The sequence below is a fragment of the Streptomyces albiaxialis genome (assembly GCF_039530985.1).
Taxonomy (GTDB): Bacteria; Actinomycetota; Actinomycetes; order Streptomycetales; family Streptomycetaceae; genus Streptomyces; species Streptomyces albiaxialis.
The window spans coordinates 74,187-90,280 of record NZ_BAAAPE010000010.1; the positions used below are offsets into that span (position 1 = coordinate 74,187).

At 72.7% G+C, this 16,094-nt stretch carries 15 protein-coding genes; 10 read left to right on the top strand and 5 right to left on the bottom strand.

Annotated elements, in window-relative coordinates; all coding sequences use genetic code 11:
- The first annotated feature begins 51 nt into the window (after positions 1–51).
- The 3 genes from ectB to thpD all read left to right on the top strand — a co-directional run bounded on the left by ectB (position 52) and on the right by thpD (position 2,820).
- A complete protein-coding gene (gene ectB, locus ABD343_RS20155) occupies positions 52–1,320 on the top strand; it encodes a diaminobutyrate--2-oxoglutarate transaminase (RefSeq protein WP_344530145.1) in 1,269 nt (422 codons plus the stop codon).
- Positions 1,321–1,432: 112 nt separating this feature from the next.
- Positions 1,433–1,843, top strand: coding sequence for an ectoine synthase (locus ABD343_RS20160; RefSeq protein WP_344530147.1), 411 nt, complete (start codon positions 1,433–1,435; stop codon positions 1,841–1,843).
- Between the two features lie 77 nt (positions 1,844–1,920).
- Entirely contained in the window at positions 1,921–2,820 is a 900-nt protein-coding gene (gene thpD, locus ABD343_RS20165; protein WP_344530149.1) for an ectoine hydroxylase, read from the top strand.
- Positions 2,821–2,959: 139 nt separating this feature from the next.
- Here thpD and ABD343_RS20170 read toward each other — a convergent pair whose 3' ends face one another.
- Together ABD343_RS20170 and ABD343_RS20175 are read right to left on the bottom strand one after the other, a co-directional pair.
- The gene (locus tag ABD343_RS20170) at positions 2,960–4,048 is read right to left on the bottom strand and encodes an aminotransferase class V-fold PLP-dependent enzyme (RefSeq protein ID WP_344530151.1); all 1,089 of its coding nucleotides are present in this window, start codon (positions 4,046–4,048) and stop codon (positions 2,960–2,962) included.
- 34 nt (positions 4,049–4,082) lie between these two features.
- Positions 4,083–5,627, bottom strand: coding sequence for an aldehyde dehydrogenase (NADP(+)) (locus ABD343_RS20175; RefSeq protein ID WP_344530153.1), 1,545 nt, complete (start codon positions 5,625–5,627; stop codon positions 4,083–4,085).
- A 127-nt stretch (positions 5,628–5,754) separates the two neighbouring features.
- On the opposite strand from ABD343_RS20175, the gene ABD343_RS20180 reads away from it, so the two are divergent.
- The 5 genes from ABD343_RS20180 (at position 5,755) to ABD343_RS20200 (ending at position 10,937) form a co-directional block, all read left to right on the top strand.
- Positions 5,755–6,525 (top strand): IclR family transcriptional regulator, encoded by a 771-nt coding sequence (locus ABD343_RS20180; RefSeq protein ID WP_344530154.1) that lies wholly within the window; start codon positions 5,755–5,757, stop codon positions 6,523–6,525.
- Between the two features lie 147 nt (positions 6,526–6,672).
- The gene (locus ABD343_RS20185) at positions 6,673–7,596 is read left to right on the top strand and encodes an endonuclease/exonuclease/phosphatase family protein (protein WP_344530156.1); all 924 of its coding nucleotides are present in this window, start codon (positions 6,673–6,675) and stop codon (positions 7,594–7,596) included.
- Positions 7,597–7,685: 89 nt separating this feature from the next.
- Complete coding sequence (locus ABD343_RS20190; protein WP_344530158.1) at positions 7,686–8,759, top strand: hypothetical protein; 1,074 nt, start codon at positions 7,686–7,688, stop codon at positions 8,757–8,759.
- Positions 8,760–8,856: 97 nt separating this feature from the next.
- On the top strand, positions 8,857–10,212 hold the full coding sequence (locus ABD343_RS20195; RefSeq protein ID WP_425578231.1) for a sensor histidine kinase: 1,356 nt from the start codon (positions 8,857–8,859) through the stop codon (positions 10,210–10,212).
- Between the two features lie 62 nt (positions 10,213–10,274).
- Complete coding sequence (locus ABD343_RS20200) at positions 10,275–10,937, top strand: response regulator transcription factor (RefSeq protein ID WP_344530310.1); 663 nt, start codon at positions 10,275–10,277, stop codon at positions 10,935–10,937.
- Positions 10,938–10,998: 61 nt separating this feature from the next.
- On the opposite strand, the gene ABD343_RS20205 is transcribed toward ABD343_RS20200, so the two are convergent.
- Positions 10,999–11,493 (bottom strand): SRPBCC family protein, encoded by a 495-nt coding sequence (locus tag ABD343_RS20205; protein ID WP_344530160.1) that lies wholly within the window; start codon positions 11,491–11,493, stop codon positions 10,999–11,001.
- Between the two features lie 65 nt (positions 11,494–11,558).
- On the opposite strand from ABD343_RS20205, the gene ABD343_RS20210 reads away from it, so the two are divergent.
- Together ABD343_RS20210 and ABD343_RS20215 are read left to right on the top strand one after the other, a co-directional pair.
- The gene (locus ABD343_RS20210; RefSeq protein ID WP_344530162.1) at positions 11,559–12,209 is read left to right on the top strand and encodes a TetR/AcrR family transcriptional regulator; all 651 of its coding nucleotides are present in this window, start codon (positions 11,559–11,561) and stop codon (positions 12,207–12,209) included.
- Positions 12,210–12,272: 63 nt separating this feature from the next.
- Positions 12,273–13,724 (top strand): peptidoglycan D,D-transpeptidase FtsI family protein, encoded by a 1,452-nt coding sequence (locus tag ABD343_RS20215; protein ID WP_344530164.1) that lies wholly within the window; start codon positions 12,273–12,275, stop codon positions 13,722–13,724.
- A gap of 28 nt (positions 13,725–13,752) precedes the next feature.
- Here the strand turns inward: ABD343_RS20215 and ABD343_RS20220 are convergent, their stop codons facing one another.
- Both ABD343_RS20220 and ABD343_RS20225 read right to left on the bottom strand, forming a co-directional pair.
- The gene (locus tag ABD343_RS20220) at positions 13,753–15,012 is read right to left on the bottom strand and encodes a hypothetical protein (protein ID WP_344530166.1); all 1,260 of its coding nucleotides are present in this window, start codon (positions 15,010–15,012) and stop codon (positions 13,753–13,755) included.
- Positions 15,012–15,974 carry a 5-dehydro-4-deoxyglucarate dehydratase gene (locus tag ABD343_RS20225; RefSeq protein WP_344530168.1) on the bottom strand — a complete coding sequence of 321 codons (963 nt, stop codon included), beginning with the start codon at positions 15,972–15,974 and terminating at the stop codon, positions 15,012–15,014. Before ABD343_RS20225 ends, ABD343_RS20220 begins: the two co-directional genes overlap by 1 nt.
- Between the last annotated feature and the right edge of the window lie 120 nt (positions 15,975–16,094).

The window sequence follows — 16,094 nt, forward strand, 5'->3', positions numbered from 1 at the left end:
CCCCCATCAGACTTCCTCTTCCCTCACATGACTCACTCCCAGGAGCAAGCCGTGACCATCACCCAGCCGGACCTCAGCGTCTTCGAGACCGTGGAGTCGGAGGTGCGCAGTTACTGCCGTGGCTGGCCCACCATCTTCGACCGCGCCCAGGGCGCGCACATGTACGACGAGGACGGCCACACCTACCTCGACTTCTTCGCCGGAGCGGGCTCGCTCAACTACGGCCACAACAACCCGGTCCTCAAGCGCGCCCTCCTGGACTACCTGGAGCGGGACGGCGTCGTGCACGGCCTGGACATGTCGACCAGCGCCAAGCGGGCCTTCCTGGAGGCGTTCCAGGAGACGATCCTCAAACCGCGCGGCATGGACCACAAGGTCATGTTCCCGGGCCCGACCGGCACGAACGCCGTCGAGGCCGCGCTGAAGCTGGCCCGCAAGGTCAAGGGCCGCGAGTCGATCGTCTCGTTCACCAACGCGTTCCACGGCATGTCCCTGGGCTCGCTGGCCGTCACGGGCAACGCGTTCAAGCGCGCCGGCGCCGGCATCCCGCTGGTGCACGGCACCCCGATGCCGTTCGACGACTACCTCGACGGCGCCACCCCCGACTTCATCTGGTTCGAGCGGCTGCTGGAGGACCAGGGTTCCGGGCTGAACAAGCCCGCGGCCGTGATCGTCGAGACCGTGCAGGGCGAGGGCGGCATCAATGTCGCACGCGCCTCCTGGCTGCGGGCGCTCGCCGACCTGTGCCACCGCCACGACATGCTGCTCATCGTCGACGACATCCAGATGGGCTGCGGGCGTACGGGCGCGTTCTTCTCCTTCGAGGAGGCGGGCATCCAGCCGGACATCGTCACGCTGTCCAAGTCGATCGGCGGCTACGGCATGCCGCTCGCGCTCACCCTGTTCAAGCCGGAGCTGGACATCTGGGAGCCGGGCGAGCACAACGGCACCTTCCGCGGCAACAACCCGGCCTTCGTGACGGCCACCGCCGCGCTGGAGACCTACTGGACCGACGGCCAGATGGAGAAGCAGACCCTGGCGCGCGGGGAGCAGGTCGAGACCGCGCTGCGCGCCATCGCCGAGGAGCACGCGGGAGAGGTCGCCGACTTCCGCGGCCGCGGCCTGGTGTGGGGCCTGGAGTTCCACAACAAGAACCGCGCGAACGCCGTGGCCAAGCGCTGCTTCGAGCTGGGGCTGCTGATCGAGACCTCCGGCCCGGAGAGCGAGGTCGTCAAGCTGCTCCCGTCGCTGACCATCACCCCGGAGGAGCTGGACGAGGGACTGCGCGTCCTCGCCAGGGCGGTACGCGAAACCGTCTGACGCCCCGCCGACTCGGCCCGCCCCGGCAGTCGCCGGGGCGGGCCGCCCCCGTAATGGACCTCGTCACGGGTACATCACCTGTGACGGGCAGAGAGAAAGGCACCATCCCACCGTGATCGTTCGTTCCTTCAAGGACATCGAGGGCACCGACCGCCACGTCAAGTCGGCGTCCGGCACCTGGGAGAGCAAGCGCATCGTGCTGGCGAAGGAGCGCGTCGGCTTCTCGCTGCACGAGACGATCCTCTACGCGGGGACCGAGACCGACATGTGGTACGCCAATCACATCGAGGCCGTCGTCTGCGTCGAGGGCGAGGCCGAGCTCACGAACCGCGAGACCGGGGAGAAGCACACCATCACCCCCGGAACCATGTACTTGCTGGACGGAAACGAGAGGCACACCATGAGGATCAAGGAGGACTTCCGGTGCCTCTGCGTCTTCAATCCTCCGGTCACCGGCCGCGAGGACCACGACGAGAACGGTGTGTACCCGTTGCTCACCGAGCCCGAGCCCGCAGAGGGCTGACCAGCAACCCGTAGGCCACAGAAAGGGCCATCGAACAGACAGGGACCTTCAACAGAACAGGAGAGGAAGGCACTTCCATGACCACCGCACCCGAGCGCACTGCCGACCTGTACCCGACCCGGGGCACCCACGAGGTGCTGATCGAACGGAAGGACCCCGTCGTGTGGTCCGAGCCGGGTACGCCGGGCCCCATGGGCGGGGCCCATCTGTCGGCGTTCGAGCGGGACGGCTTCCTGATCCTCGACGAGCTCCTCGCGCCCGATGAGATCCCGGCGCTCCAGTCCGAGCTGGAGCGGCTCACGACCGACCCGGAGATCAAGGCGGACGCGCGGTCCATCGTCGAGCCCAAGTCGCAGGAAATCCGTTCCGTGTTCGAGGTGCACAAGATCAGCGACATTTTCGCGCGGATCGCTTCGGACCCGCGCGTGGTGGGCCGTGCCCGGCAGATCCTGGGTTCGGACGTCTACATCCACCAGTCCCGTATCAACGTGAAGCCCGGCTTCGGCGCCAGTGGCTTCTACTGGCACTCCGACTTCGAGACGTGGCACGCGGAGGACGGCCTCGCCCGGATGCGGACCGTGTCCCTGTCGATCGCCCTCACCGAGAACTTCGCGTACAACGGCAGCCTCATGCTGATGCCGGGGTCGCACAAGACGTATCTCGGCTGCGAGGGCGCGACGCCGAAGGACAACTACAAGCGCTCGCTCCAGATGCAGGATGCGGGGATCCCTTCGGACGAGGCCCTGGTGCGGCTCTCGTCGGAGTTCGGGATCGCGCAGTGGACCGGCAAGCCCGGTTCGGCCGTCTGGTTCGACTGCAACACCATGCACGGCAGCGGGGACAACATCACCCCGTACCCGCGGAGCAACGTCTTCTTCGTGTTCAACTCCGTGGAGAACACCGCCGTGGAGCCGTTCGCGGCCCCCGTCCGGCGCCCTGAGTACATCGGCGCGCAGGACTTCACGCCGGTCCGGTGAGCCAGCCCGTCTGAGCTGAACCGCGCCGCGTGAGGGGCGGGGCAGTCGCGCTGCTGCCCCGCCCCTTTGAGAAGCCCCGTCTTCGAGAAGCTCCGTCTTCCAGAAGCTCCGCTTTGAGAAGCCCCGTCCGGCCGTGCCGTCAGACGTCCGCGAGGACGTTCAGCAGGCGGTCCACGTCCGCCTCCGTGTTGTAGAGGTGGAACGCGACGCGCAGGTTGCCGTCGCGCACCGAGGCCACGATGCCCGCCTCCGCCAGCCGCTCCGCTGCGCCGCCGAGGCCCGGCACCGCGGCGATGGCCGAGTCGCCCGGCACCGCCTCGTACCCGGCACCGATCCCCGCGACCCCGGCGCGGAAGCGCCGCGCCAGCGCGCGGTCGTGCGCCCCGATCGCGTCGCGCCCCACGCGCTCGACCAGCGCGAGCGAACGCGCCGCCCCCAGGTACGACAGGAGCGCCGGGCTCTCGTCGTAGCGCCGCGCGTCGGGCGCGTACTGCCGGACCGGGCCGTACGTGTTCTCCCACGGCCGGGCCCCCGCCACCCATCCCGCGTGCTGCGGGAGCAGCGCACGCGACTCCTGGACCTCCTCCGAGACGGTCAGGAAGGACGCCCCGCGCGGGCAGAGCAGCCATTTGTAGGCGGCGCTCACGACGTAGTCGTGCTCGTCGGCGCGCAGCGGGAACCAGCCGACCGCCTGGGTGGCGTCGATCAGCGTCCGCGCCCCGGCCGATCCCGCCGCCTCCCGGATCGCGGCGAGATCGGCGATCCGTCCGTCGGCGGACTGCACGGCGCTGACCGCGACCAGCGCCGTCGAGGAGTCGACGGCCTCGGCGAGTCCTGCGAGCGGCGCGGTGCGCAGCTTGAGGTCGTCGCGCACGGTGAACGGGTTCACGACGGAGCTGAAGTCGCCGTCCGCGACGAGGACCTCCGCACCGCCGGGCAGCGAGGCGGCGATCAGCCCGACGTACGTGGAGACGGCGCTGCCGAGCGCCACCCGGTCCGGCGTCGTCCCGGCGAGCCGGGCGTAGGAGGCGCGCGCCTCGTCGGCGACGGCGAAGTAGCGCGGCATGTCTATCCGCCCGGTCGCCATGTCCGTGACGCCCTCCCGTACGGCGTCGGCCGTACGGGAGGGGAACAGGCCGTGCGAGGCGGTGTTCAGATAGGTGGGGCGGGGGTCGAACTCGGCGGCGAGGAGGGCGGCGGCGTCGCTGTCGAAGAAGCTGGCTTCCATGGCGCCAGTCTCCCCTCCCCGGGGGCGCGTACCGCTACCCCTCGCGCCGCCCGTCGACCCTGCGCGGCAGCCCGAGGGGGTTGTCGTCCCGCAGCTCGGGCGGCAGCAGCGGTTCGGGCGTGGACTGGTAGGCGACCGGACGGAGCCACCGTTCCATGGCGGTCGCGCCGACGGAGGTGGACGTCGAGGTCGTCGCCGGGTACGGCCCGCCGTGGTGCTGCGCCGGCGCGACGGCGACGCCGGTGGGCCAGCCGTTGACGAGCACGCGGCCCGCGAGCGGTGTCAGCGCCGCGAGCAGCTCCGCCCCCGTGCCGTCCTTGCCGGCGGCCTCTGCCTCGCCGAGCTGCACGGTCGCGGTGAGGTTGCCGGGCAGCCGGGCGAGCACGGCGCTCACCTCGGCCTCGTCGGCGTAGCGGGCGACGACGGTGACGGGGCCGAAGCACTCCTCCAGCAGCCGCTCGTGCGGCCCGTCGCCGGTCAGGTGGCGCGCGGGCACGGTGAGGACGCCCGCGCCGACCGTACGGTCGTCGGGGCCCTCGGCCCCCGGGCCCGCCTGGACGGGCGCGTCGACACCGTCGAGCCCCGCGCGCTCGGTGACGCCGCTCAGGAACGCCTCGCGCATCCGCCCGTCGAGCAGCGGCCCGGGCTCGAACGCGCGCACGCGCTCCGCGAGGGCGCCGAGCAGCCGGTCCCCCGCCTCTCCCTGCGGCGCGAGGACGAGGCCCGGCTTGACGCAGAACTGGCCGGTGCCCAGTGTCATCGAGCCCGCGAGGCCCTCGCCGATCTCCTCGGCGCGCTCCTCCGCGGCGGAGGCGGTGACGACGACGGGGTTGAGGGAGCCCAGCTCGCCGTGGAACGGGATGGGGTGTGGCCGGGCCGCCGCCGCGTCGTAGAGGGCACGGCCGCCCCGTACGGAGCCGGTGAAGCCCGCGGCGGCGACCAGCGGGTGCCGGACGAGTTCGACGCCCGCGTCGAATCCGTGGACGACGGAGAGCACGTCCTCCGGCAGGCCCGTCTCGACGGCGGCTGCGCGCAGGGCGCTCGCGCACAGCTCCGAGGTGGCGGGGTGGTCGGGGTGGGCCTTGACGACGACGGGGCACCCGGCGGCCAGCGCGCTGGCGGTGTCGCCGCCGGGGACGGAGAAGGCGAGGGGGAAGTTGGACGCGGCGTAGACGGCGACGACGCCCAACGGGATGCGGTAGCGCCGCAGATCGGGCCGGGGCGGGGCGAGCGAGGCGTCGGCGTGGTCGATGATCACGCCGAGGAACGCGCCGTCCTCGACCTCGTCGGCGAAGGCCAGGAGCTGGCCGGTCGTCCTGGTCAGCTCGCCGCCGAGCCGTGCGGCGCCGAGCGCGCTCTCCGCGTCGGCCGTCGCGACGATCTCCTCGCGGCGGGCCTCCAGTTGGGCGGCGCAGGCGCGCAGCAGCACGGCGCGCGCCGTACGGTCCGCGAGCGCGGGGAGAGCCGCGTGCGCCCCGCGCACAGCGCGGTCCACGTCCTCCGCCCCGGCCTCGGTGGTGACCTGCTCGCGCTGCTTCCCGGTCCGGGGGTCAACGCTCCACACTGGTACTTCAGCCACCGTGTCCTCCTGCCCGGTTGCCTGCCCCGACCGCGACGTTGTTCGGTATGCTGAACAGCGTCCCTGTCAGTGAATTCCGCGATGCAGCAGGGACTCTATGGCTGCGCGAACAGAGGGGTCAAGGTCGATGTCAGCTACCGAGACGGGCGGATCGCAGGTCAAGTCGGCCGTGCGAACGGTGGAGTTGCTGGAGTTCTTCGCGGGCCGGCCCGGCATGCACGCGCTGGCCACCGTCCAGGAGGCCGTCGGATACCCCAAGTCGAGCCTCTACATGCTGCTGCGCACCCTGGTCGACCTCGGCTGGGTCGAGACGGACGCGACGGGCACGCGGTACGGCATCGGCGTACGGGCGCTGCTCGTCGGCACCTCGTACATCGACGGGGACGAGGTCGTGGCCGCCGCCAAGCCGACCCTCGACCGGCTCTCCGACGACACCACGGAGACCATCCACCTCGCCCGGCTCGACGGCACCAACGTCGTCTATCTCGCGACGCGCCAGTCGCAGCACTATCTGCGCCCGTTCACCCGCGTGGGACGGCGGCTGCCCGCGCACTCGACGTCGCTGGGCAAGGCCCTGCTCGCGACGTACGGCGACGAGCAGGTGCGCAAGATGCTGCCCGAGACCCTCGCGCAGCTCACCGAGCACACCCTCACCGACCGCGAGCAGCTCATCGAGGAGCTGCACCTCGTCCGCGAGCAGGGCTACGCGGTCGACCGCGAGGAGAACACCCTCGGCCTGCGCTGCTTCGGCGTCGCCATCCCGTACCGCACGCCCGCGCGTGACGCGATCAGTTGCTCGGTGCCCGTGGCCCGGCTGACGCCCGCGCACGAACAGATGATCAAAGACGCGCTCTTCGACGCGCGGGACCGGCTGATCCACGCCACCCGGAGGCTGTGACCGCACAATCACAGGGTGAGAAGAAAAGCCAGAAAAAGGACAACTCTCTGCGCGGCCGTCCTCGCGGCCGGAGCCCTGTGCGGCGCCGCCCTCCCCTCCCCCGCGGCCCCGAGGGCGGCCTCGGGACCGCCTCCCGAACGGATCCGCGTGCTGTCCTGGAACATCTTCCACGGCGGCCGGGACCCGGGCCTGGGCGGCGAGAAGAACCTTCCGCTGCTCCTGGACCAGCTCGTGGCCCTCTCCCCCGACGTCTTCTTCTCCATCGAGACCTATGGCGCGGCGCACGAGATCCGCGAGGCGCTCACCGAACGCGCGGGCAAGGGGACCTACCGCGCCGTACAGGTCACCCGGGGGCCGCAGGGCCAGACCAAGGACAACCTCTGGATCTTCACCCGGCACCGCGTGGAACGTACGTTCCCCGTGCCCCGCGGGCACACGGTCAGCGACTTCAACACGGGCGGCGCGCGCATCGCCCTGCCGGGCGGACGCCGGCTCAACCTGGTCGACACCTGGCTGAACTTCTCCCGCCCCTGGGTCGGCAACATGGTCAACGCCAACGCCGTCGCCGCGCGGGACGGAAAACGACTGCCCTATCCGCGTTCCCGCGTGGCCCGGGCGGAACGCCGCAAACAGTCCCGTCAGTTGCGCGACATCCTGCGCGTCCAGCTCCCCCACATGCTCGGCGGCAGCCGCGCCCCCGTCCTCCTCGCGGGCGACCTCAACACCGTCCCCACGTCCGACTGGACACCGCGCTGGGAGGGCTGCCCGGGACACCACGGACTGTCCTACGACCTGAGGGCGACACGTCTCCTCACCCGGGCGGGCTTCCGCGACACCTTCCGGGAGAAGCATCCGGACGTGTGCGCGGACTCCGGCGCCTCCTGGAACGCCCTGCGCCGGGCCGAAGGGAGCGAGGGCGGCCCCTTCGACCGTATCGACTACATCTTCGCCAGGGGAGAACGGCTGAGGACGGACCGTTCGTTCACGGTCGGCACCCGGCTGCGGTCGCACCCTCCGGGCCCCTTCTACTCCGACCACGCGGCGGTGGTCACGGACCTGACCCTGGAGTGAGCGCCGCGCCCGCGGTCTCCGCCGCGCGGCGGAGACGGTTCACCGCCAGGCAGGACGTACGGCGGGGGCGGGCCCGGGAGCGTGGTGGCATGACGAAATCCCGGAACGCGCTGCTGGCCCTGGTGCCTCTCGCCTGCCTGCCGTATCTGCTCCTGAAGGTCTCCTGGCTCTGCGGCGGTACGGCCGGCATCCCGGAGGGCAGCACCCTCCGGGACGGCGGTGGCACCCTCTGGGCGCTCAATCTGCTGACCGTCGCCATGGACGCCACGGTCATCCTGCTGGCCGTGGCCCTGGCACGCCCCTGGGGCCAACGCCTGCCCGCGCCGCTCATGGCGGTGCCCCTGTGGGGCGCGAGCGGACTGCTGGGACCGATCCTGGTGGCGTTCCCCGTCCAGACGGTGCACGGATGGCTGACGGGCGGTACGGAAAGCTCGGGCGGCGGGTCGAACGGCGGATCGGACGGCAAGGGAGCCGACGCCCTGCTCGACGACTGGGTGTGGGCGACCGTCTACACGGGCTTCAGCGTGCAGGGCATCGTCCTGGGCACGCTGTTCGTGCTCTACGTCCGCGAGCGCTGGGGCACACTGCGGCGTGCCCGCGTCCGCACCCTGCCCGGACCGACGCGCCCCTCCGCCCGTACGCGCACCGCCCTGTCGGCCGCCGTGCTGGGCGCGCTGCCCCTCGCCGTGATGTACGCCATGCGGGCGGCCGGTTCGACGACGGGCCTCGCGCCGGAACAGGTGGAGCAGCGGGACGCCTCGACGCACATCGTCGAGCTGACGTACCTGTTCTTCATCCTGCTCGCCGTCGCCGGAACGGCCTGGCTCGTCCTCGGCCGCGGCAACCCCCGCCTCTGGAAGCCGCTCGCCGCGGCCTGGGCCGGCTCGGGCGTGATGGCGTGCTGGGGCGGCTGGCTGCTGATGGGCGTGCTCTCGGGCGGTGGCCGTGTCCTGGGCGACAGCGCGACGGTGCTCGCGCAGTGCGCCTACGGCCTCCAGATGGCGGTCGGCCTGCTGCTCGCGGCCCTGACGGCACGGGCGCTGATCCGCCACGGGGGTACGGGCGTACGGACGCGTGCGGAGGTGCGGACGGACACGGGTGCGGGTGCGGAGGCCCGTACGGGCGCGCGTGCGGACGTGCGTGCGGGCGCGGAAGTCGGATGACCGGGCGCGGGAGGGCACGGAGGCACGCGAGGGCACGGGCGGCGGCAGGGCAGACTGTGCGGACGGGGAAGGGAGGCGCGTGAAAGAGCGCGTGAGGGTGCGTGAGCGGGCACGATGGCTCGGCCTGCGCTGGGTGCACCTGTTGCAGGGCGGCGCGCTGATGACGCCGTACTACCTGCTGGTCATGGTGGCCATCGGCATCGGGAACCCGCGGGTGCAGCCCTTCGCCTCGACGCCGTCCTGGCAGTTCGTGGGGCTGGGACTGGCGCTTCCGCTGGTCGCCGCGACCGCCGTGCTCTTCCCCTTCATCCGCCCGCTGGAGGCGACGACGGCACGCACCCTGGCCTGCGTCCCGGGCGCCACGCTGGACGCCTCTCCCGCGCGTTCGTGGGCGGCGCGCTGGCGTACGTCCGCGTGGTTCACGCTCCACGCGGGGCTGGGCGCGGTGCTGAGCGGCGCGACACTGGCCGTGCCGCCCATGGCGGTGGTGCTGTGCGCCTATCCGTTCTCCGAGGCCGTACGGGTGCGCTACTGGGGCTGGCCCTGGAATCTCGACGGCGGCATGGTGTGGACCGCGCCCCCGGCGGGGCTGGCGCTCCTGCTGGCGCTCACGGCGTGCGCGTACGGCGCGGGGGCGCTGCTCGCGCGCTGCGCCCCGCCGCTTCTCGGACCCACCCCCGAGGACCGGCTGGCCGCCGCCGAACGCCGCGCCGCGGAACTGGCGCAGCGCAACAGGCTCGCCCGCGAGTTGCACGACTCGGTCGGTCACGCGCTGAGCGCGGTGAGCCTGCAGGCGGGGGCTGCGCGGAGGCTCCTCGACTCCGACCGGGACTTCGTGCGCGAGGCGCTGGCGGCGATCGAGGAGACGAGCAGGGGTGCGGTGGCGGAACTGGACGCGGTCCTCGGGGTGTTGCGGGGTGGCGCGGACTCCGCGGAACGGGCGGAGGGCGAGGCGGCACGGCCGCCCACCCTGGCCGCCGGGCTCGACGGGCTGCTGGCCCGCAGCCGCGCGACGGGGGCCGCCATCGACCTGGACCTGGGCCCCGGCATGGAGCCGCTGGACGGACTGCCGGACGAGGCGTCGCGCGCCGCGTTCCGCATCGTGCAGGAGGGCCTGAGCAACGCACTCCGGCACGCGGAGGGCGCCCCCGTACGGATCCGGCTGACCCGTCGGCAGACACGGGCACGGCAGCACGGAAGGAACGGAAGGAAGGGCGAGGAGTTGGAGATCGACGTACGGAACCCGCTGACCGGCGGGGCGACGGGCCATGTCCCGGCCGTGAGCGCCGTCAGGGCCGCCACGGGCGGGCGGGGGCTGCCCGGCATCGCGGAACGCGCCGAACTGCTCGGCGGATCCGCGGCCGCTGGCGCCCGGGACGGCGTCTGGCGGCTCACCGCCCAGCTCCCCCTCGTCGCGGAGGCGCGCCAGGAACGGCAGGAGGACGCCCGGTGACGACGCCCCCCGCCGGGAACGGGAGCGAGAACGGGAACAGGAACAGGACCGGGGACGGGGGCCTGCAGGCCGCCGCGCCGCTCCGCGTCGTCCTCGCCGACGACGAGCGCATGGTGCGCAACGCGCTGCGGGCGATCCTCGGCGCCGAGCCGGACATCGAGGTGGTCGGCGAGGCGGAGAGCGGCAGCGAGGCGGTCTCGCTCGTCCGCGAACTCCGCCCCGACGTCGTGCTGATGGACGTGCGGATGCCCGAGGTGGACGGCATCCGCGCGACCGAGCTGATCCTCGCCACCCCCGGCCACCCCACGCCCCGCATCCTCGTCGTCACCACCTTCGAGAACGACTCCTACGTCTACGACGCGCTGCGCGCGGGCGCCCACGGCTTCCTGCTCAAGCGCGCCACGGCCGAGGAACTGGTCGCGGGCGTCCGGCTGATCGCACGCGGCGACTCCCTGCTCTTCCCCGCCGCCGTGCGCTCCCTCGCCGCCCACCACGCGCGCGCCGACCGCGCGGGCGCCCTGCGCGAACGGCTCACCGCGCGCGAGGCGGACGTGCTGCGCCTGATGGCGCAGGGCCTGACGAACAGCGAGATCGCCGACCATATGGCGATCGGCAGCGCGACGGCGAAGACGCATGTGGCCGCCGTGCTCGCCAAGCTCGGCGCGCGCGACCGCACCCAGGCGGTGATCGCGGCCTACGAGCACGGGTTCGTCACCCCGGGGTGAGGCCCCGGGCTCACCCCGGGTGGGGGGGGATCCGGGCTCACCCCCGGGTGAGGATCCGGGCTCATCCCGGGGTGAGCCTCCGCAGCAGCCGCACGTAGGGGCTCCAGCGCGCGGGCCGGGCGACCGTACCCGCGCAGGCGCGCTCGGCGCGGTCGAGGCTGTCCTCGATCACCGCGTCGTGGAACCAGCGGAAGACGAACGGCCAGGCCAGCCGCGCGGGCCCGCGTGCGCGCATGGCGAGCGTGTGCCGCAGCACGGCGCTGGACGGGTCGTCTGTGGCGTGCACCGTGTACTCGTGGAAGCCGTGGAACCCCTTCGGGCCGCTGAACCGGAAGCGGACCCAGCGGCCCGGCGCGTAGCCGACGACCGTGTAGCGGACCGGTCCGTGGCCGCCCGTGGCGCCCACGCCCAGCGGGCGGTCGAGCACCATCCGCGGCCATTGGCCGCGCTCCGACGGCCACACCCGGTCGTTCTCCGACGAAAGCCCGTCGAGCAGCGGTGCCAGCCCGGATTCCGGCACCGGCAGCCGCCTCTCGTGCACGTTCAGCACGGCCATGCGCGCGTCACCCCTCCAGTTTTAGAGAGCCTTCTCTAATACGGGAGAGGCTACCCTCCTCTGCCATGGCCCGCCCACCCCGTTACGACGCCGCCACGCTTCTCGACTCCGCGCTCGACCTGGCGGCCTCCGGAGGGCCGGCCGCCGTGACCATGGCGGCGGTCGCCAAGTCGGCGGGCGCCCCGAGCGGCTCCGTCTACCACCGCTTCGCCGACCGCCCGGCGCTCCTGTCCGCGCTCTGGCTGCGCACCCTGGCGGGCTTCCACACGGGCCTGCTCGCCGCGCTGGAGGGCCCCGAGCCGCGCGCCGCGGCGCTCGCCGCCGCGCGGCACACCGTGGAGTGGAGCCGCGCGCATCCCGCCGAGGCCCGGGTCCTGCGCTACGGGCCCGACGACTTCGGCCGCGCCTCCTGGCCACCCCACGCCACCCGGCTCCTCCGGGAGGCGAACGCGCGCGCCTTCAGCGCCGTCGACTCCCTCGCCCGCCGCCTGGGCGCGGGCGAACCGGCGAAGAGCCCGGCGGACGGCCCGGCGGACGGCCCCGCCGAGGACCCGGCGGCCGTCGAGCGCGTACGGATCGCCATCGTCGATCTCCCCTACGCGCTCGTCCAGCGTCATCTGCGCGAGGGTGCGACCGTTCCGGAGCACGCCCTCACGGCCGTCGAGGAGTGCGCCGCGGCACTGCTGTGCGCGAAACACCCGGATCGCACCGAATGAAAATGGTCTGAGAAAACCAGTACGGCGGAACCTCGTTCCCCGTCCGCCACGTTCTCGTACAGGATGAACAGGACAATCAGGCGCGCAGGTGCCGTCACGCTGCTCCTGGTGCTCGCCCTGCTGGCGCGGGTCACCTGGGTGCAGACCGTGCACGGCGAGGCGCTCGCGGACGACAGCGACAACCGGCGGAACGCCATCGAGGAGTACGGCCAGCCGTTCGGCAACATCGTCGTGGCCGGAAAGCCCGTCACCGGGTCGACCAGAGCACACGAGGGGGACCTCGCGTACAAGCGCACGTACACCCAGGGGCCCGTCTACGCCCCGGTGACCGGTTTCGCCTCGCAGGTGCGCGGATGGACGCAGCTCGAAGGCATCTACCAGGACGTGCTGACCGGTACGGACGACCGGCTCAAGGACCCCCTCGACGCGCTCACCGGCCACCAGGGCAAGCCCGGCAACGTGCTGACGACCATCGACCCCGCCGTCCAGAAGGCCGGGTACGAGGCGCTCGGCGACAAGAAGGGCGCCGCCGTCGCGATCGACCCCTCGAACGGCGAGATCCTCGGCATGGTCAGCACCCCCTCCTTCGACCCGTCCAAAATCAGCGGCAGCGGCTCGTCCGACGCGGACGTGTGGAAGAAGCTGTCCGAGGACGAGGACCAGCCCACGCTCAACCGTGCGATGCGCCAGCCCGTGCCGCCCGGTTCGACGTTCAAGCTGGTGGTCGCCGCGGCGGCGCTGGAGGACGGCCTGTACTCGTCCGTGGACGAGAAGACCGACAGCCCCGACCCGTACACGCTCAAGGGCACCTCGACGGTCATGAAGAACGAGAACCCGTCGGCGCCCTGCGAGAACGCCACCCTGCGGGACGCGCTGCGTTACTCGTGCAACAACGTCTTCGCCAAGCTGGCGACCGACCTGGGCAAGGAGAAGGTGCGGGCCCAGGCCGAGAAGTTCGGCTTCAACGACAGCAAGCAGGATGTGCCCGTACGCGCGGCGGAAAGCTCGTACCCGAAGAAGATGGACGAGGCCCAGACCGGGCTCTCCGGCATCGGGCAGTACGAGGTGACGGCCACGCCGCTCCAGATGGCGATGGTCACGCAGGCCATCGCGCACGGCGGCGAGCTGGTCGCCCCGCACATGGTCTCCCAGGTGCAGGACTCGGGCGGCTCCACCCTTCAGGACCTCTCGGACCCCTCGTCGCGACGGGTGATGAGCGAGGGCGCCGCGCGGCAGCTCAGGTCGGCGATGAAGACCGTCGTCGACGAGGGCACCGGCACCAACGCGAAGATCCCCGGCGTCGACGTCGGCGGCAAGACGGGCACCGCCCAGCACGGCGTGGACAACAGCGGGACGCCGTACGCCTGGTTCACTTCCTACGGCGAGAACTCCTCCGGCAAGCAGGTGGCCGTCGCCGTGATGGTCGAGGACTCGGACGCGGCACGCGCCGAGGTCAGCGGCAACGGCCTGGCCGCGCCCATCGCCAAGCGGATGATGGAGAAGGCCCTGGACTGAGCCGCTCCCCCGCGGGGCACGGGGCCTGTCAGGACGTGACCGCCATGAGGGCCTTCGCCACGGTGTCGAGGTCCTGGTCGGAGGCCAGGCCCGCGTGGTAGAGCCGGAGTTCGGTGGCGCCCAGCTCGCGCGCGTGCGCGGCGTCCTCGGCGAGGGTGCGCGGGGAGCCGCCCATGCCGGTGACGACGGAGAAGTTGGCGGCGAGCGTCGCGCCGGTGCGGCCCGTCGGGTGGCGTCGGGTGGCGAACGGGCCCAGCGCGTCGGCGCGTTCGGCCGCCCCCTCGGGCCCGGCGGCGCAGGGCACGACGACACCGTCGGCGTGCGCGAGGACGTCGTCGGGGTCGGTGCCCGCGTTGGCTCCGGTGCGGTGGGCCGCGGGATCGGCGTGCAGCAGCACCTCGAACTCCGCGTCGTGCCGCGCGTGGGTCGCCTCGGCGCGCACGGCGGCGACGGCCTCGCGCTGGAGCCAGCGCGCCGCGCGCTCCCGCCACGTGGCGAACAGCGCGGCGCGGTCGGGCCCCAGGAGCGCGTCGACGGCGGCACGCTCGGCCTCCCGCACGCCCGATACGCCCGCCGTCGTGTCCTCGCCGCGCCACACCGGTTCCAGCGCCCCGGTCACGGCCGTGCGCAGGTGCTCGGGGTCGGCGCCGAGCGAGGCGTACCCCTCCTCGCAGGTGTCGCAGAAGCAGAGGGACATCAGGTACTGCGCGGCGCCACCCAGCGCCACCCCGCCGATCTTGTCGTGGGCGTGCAGATGCGCGAGCCCGTACCAGCCGCACGACTCCAGCTCCGTGCCGCGCGTACCGGTGCCGGGGCGCACGGCGGCCTCCGCGGCGAGGCTCACCAGGTACTCGCGCACGTCGCGGCGCGCGATGCAGGGCGCCCAGGGGTAGCGGTCGCCGTAGGCGTTGCGGACGGTGATGTACGGGAACTCCTCTCCCAGGCGCGAGTTGTGCGCCAGCACCACCCAGGAGCGCACCTCGATGCCCGCGCCGGCCAGCTCCCGCGCGGCCGCCGCGTAGGGCCCGCCGGGGTCACTGGTGCGCACCCAGTCCTGCTCGTACGGGCGCAGCGCGTGGTCCTCCCAGCGCGCGGGGTCGGGCGGGTAGAGGGCGGCGGCGTGGCGCGCGGTGACGATCCGGTGGGAGGGGTGGCGCGGGGTGAGTGCCCGGGTGGAGTGGTAGGCGGAGGCCAGGGTGACGCGTGCGACGCCGAGGCGGGCGAGGCGCTCCGGCGCCGCCGGGTCGCCGATGACGTCCCAGGGGTAGAGGAAGGCCGCCGCCCGCATCACGCGCTCCCCACCAGCGCGAGACCGCGCTCCAGGAGGTCGCCCAGCTCCTTGACGTGCTCGGGCGCGGGCTCCGCGAGGGGCGGGCGCACCTCCCCCACGTCCAGTCCGCGCAGCCGTACGCCTGCCTTCACGAGCGAGACGGCGTAGCCGCGGCCCTGGTTGCGCAGTTCGACCAGGGGGACGTAGAAGCCGTCGAGGAGCTTCCGTACGGTCTCGTCGTCGCCCGTCGAGAACGCCCGGTGGAAGGCGAGGGCGATCTCGGGCGCGAAGCAGAAGACGGCGGAGGAGTAGAGGGAGACGCCGAGGACGCGGTAGGTGAGGCCCGTCAGTTCGGCGGTGGGCAGCCCGTTGAAGTAGAGGAAGTCCCGGAGGTCCCCCGGCGCTCCCTCGCTCCGTACGGCCGTGATGATGCGCTGCATCAGGTCCAGGTCCCCGTAGCCGTCCTTGAGGCCGATGACGCGGGGGTGCCGCGCGAGTTCGACGACCGTACGCGGGGTGAAGACGGCGTTGTCGCGCTGGTAGACGACGACATCCAGGGAGGTGGAGTCCGCGAGCGCGGTGTAGTGGCGCAGCAGCCCTTCCTGGCTCGGCACGACCAGATAGGGCGGCATGGCCAGCAGGCCGTCGGCGCCCGCCTCTTCGGCGAGGGCCGCGTACTCGACGGCGAGCGCCGTTCCGTACCCGGCGCCCGCGACCACCGGCACCCGTCCGTCCGCCTCCTCCACGGCCGCGGCGACGCAGTCGCGGAACTCACCCGGGGCCAGGGCGTGGAACTCGCCCGTCCCGCAGCAGGCGAACACCGCGCCCGCCCCGGCCTCCACCCCGCGGCGCACGTGCGTGCGGAAGGTGGCGAGGTCGAGGGAGCCGTCCGGCGCGAACGCGGTGACGGGGAAGAAGAGCAGTCCGCTCAGCCGCTCGGAGAGCGACGGCGTGGGCGACAGGGACGAGTTCGAGGGCATCCGGCGCTCCTTGGCGGACGGGTCGGGGCGGCACCGGCGTTCCAGGGCCGCTCGACCGTGCACGTTTCTGATCTGCGTCTACATTCCTGAACGCCGCCACGCTAGAGCAGCCGTTCCGGG

Excerpts from the sequence above, each read along its gene's own strand:
- ABD343_RS20205 (WP_344530160.1), bottom strand. The coding sequence starts at position 11,493 with ATGGCCGTGCTGAACGTGCACGAGAGGCGGCTGCCGGTGCCGGAATCC.
- thpD (WP_344530149.1), top strand. The coding sequence starts at position 1,921 with ATGACCACCGCACCCGAGCGCACTGCCGACCTGTACCCGACCCGGGGC.
- ABD343_RS20225 (WP_344530168.1), bottom strand. The coding sequence starts at position 15,974 with ATGCCCTCGAACTCGTCCCTGTCGCCCACGCCGTCGCTCTCCGAGCGG.
- ABD343_RS20210 (WP_344530162.1), top strand. The coding sequence starts at position 11,559 with ATGGCCCGCCCACCCCGTTACGACGCCGCCACGCTTCTCGACTCCGCG.
- ABD343_RS20215 (WP_344530164.1), top strand. The coding sequence starts at position 12,273 with ATGAACAGGACAATCAGGCGCGCAGGTGCCGTCACGCTGCTCCTGGTG.
- ABD343_RS20180 (WP_344530154.1), top strand. The coding sequence starts at position 5,755 with ATGTCAGCTACCGAGACGGGCGGATCGCAGGTCAAGTCGGCCGTGCGA.
- ABD343_RS20170 (WP_344530151.1), bottom strand. The coding sequence starts at position 4,048 with ATGGAAGCCAGCTTCTTCGACAGCGACGCCGCCGCCCTCCTCGCCGCC.
- ABD343_RS20190 (WP_344530158.1), top strand. The coding sequence starts at position 7,686 with ATGACGAAATCCCGGAACGCGCTGCTGGCCCTGGTGCCTCTCGCCTGC.
- ABD343_RS20220 (WP_344530166.1), bottom strand. The coding sequence starts at position 15,012 with ATGCGGGCGGCGGCCTTCCTCTACCCCTGGGACGTCATCGGCGACCCG.